The organism is Herbaspirillum sp. B65, from assembly GCF_000333555.1.
Lineage (GTDB): Bacteria > Pseudomonadota > Gammaproteobacteria > Burkholderiales > Burkholderiaceae_D > Herbaspirillum > Herbaspirillum rubrisubalbicans.
On record NZ_BADI01000403.1, the window covers coordinates 1 to 1,635 of the forward strand.

Here is a 1,635-nt window from a genome sequence, read left to right on the forward strand (position 1 = left end):
CAGGATGCAAATTCAACTGAAGGTAACCGAGCGAGCCAAAACCATTCGCTGAGGCATTTGCCCCATGACCATCTTTCGACGCTGAAGTCACTTCAAGAGCAGTTGTCGGAAACCGAGGCAGCCAAGGCCAATGCCGAAGAACTGCTTTTTGCCAGGGATACTGAGTTGATCAGGATTGCAACTCAACTTGAGGTAACCGAGCAAGCCAAAACCATCGCTGAGGCATTGGCCCATGACCATCTTTCGACGCTGAAGTCACTTCAAGAGCAGATGTCGGAAACCGAGGCAGCCAAGGCCAATGCCGAAGAACTGGCTTTTGCCAGGGATACTGAGTTGATCAGGATTGCAACTCAACTTGAGGTAACGGCGCAAGCCAAAACCATCGCTGAAGCATTGGCCCATGACCATCTTTCGACGCTGAAGTCACTTCAAGAGCAGTTGTCGGAAACCGAGGCAGCCAAGGCCAATGCCGAAGAACTGGCTTTTGCCAGGGATACTGAGTTGATCAGGATTGCAACTCAACTTGAGGTAACGGCGCAAGCCAAAACCATCGCTGAAGCATTGGCCCATGACCATCTTTCGACGCTGAAGTCACTTCAAGAGCAGTTGTCGGAAACCGAGGCAGCCAAGGCCAATGCCGAAGAACTGGCTTTTGCCAGGGATGCTGAGTTGATCAGGATTGCAGCTCAACTAGAGGTAACGGCGCAAGCCAAAACCATCGCTGAGGCATTGGCCCATGACCATCTTTCGACGCTGAAGTCACTTCAAGAGCAGTTGTCGGAAACCGAGGCAGCCAAGGCCAATGCCGAGAACCTGGCTTTGAGCAGGTATGAGGAACTGACTGTGTGCCGTAACGAAATGGAGTCGATAAGACAGGAATACCGAAAGACGAGGGACGAGTTGAATAGACGCAATGAGCATATAGTCAAAATCCAAAGGTCGAAGGGCTACAGGCTATTGTCCCTATTGAGACTTGCTCCAACGCCAGGGGGCTGCGATGTCTGACGTGTTTTGGTCTATTGATTCACTTGTCATCAAAGATAACGTGCTTTTTGGATTTGGCTGGGTTTTTCATGTTAGACATGAAATTATCGGCCTTCAATTCAGATTGTCTTTTGCGAGCGCAGATCGATCATCTCCTGAGTATATTCTTGCCGACGCAGGTAAGTCCCGGGAGGATGTTGAACTGGCTTTTTCCGCTTACCCTTTTTCCCTTAACTCGGGCTACGTCATCCATGGTGCTTTCCAACCAGGAGCACAAATAAGCTCGATTGATCTAATGTGTTCCCTTGCAGATGGCTCAATTTTAGAACTGGCCGTGCCAGATTCGAGCATTACGCGACTGGGGCACGCAAATGAATCAGTGAGTGCATCCTCCTGGCTGCCGTCGGCCTTCGCTGCCGACACCATCAAGGTCGGTATCCTGCATTCGCTGTCGGGCACCATGGCGATTTCCGAAACGTCCTTGAAGGACGTGGCCCTGATGACCATCGATGAGATCAACGCCGCCGGCGGCGTGATGGGCAAGAAGCTCGAACCGGTGGTGGTCGACCCGGCCTCGAACTGGCCGCTGTTCGCCGAAAAGGCCGCCAGTTGATCTCGCAGGACAGGTCTCGGTGGNTGTCGGCTGCTGGA

General features: G+C 52.2%; 1 protein-coding gene and 1 pseudogene. Both read left to right on the forward strand.

What is annotated here, in order from left to right; genetic code table 11:
• Nucleotides 1–1,005, forward strand: a 1,005-nt coding sequence (locus I5W_RS32005; protein WP_044529069.1) for a hypothetical protein, incomplete at its 5' end; no start/stop codon positions are given.
• Nucleotides 1,006–1,279: 274 nt separating this feature from the next.
• Nucleotides 1,280–1,635, forward strand: a pseudogene (locus I5W_RS09755) (transporter substrate-binding protein); the annotation flags it as partial.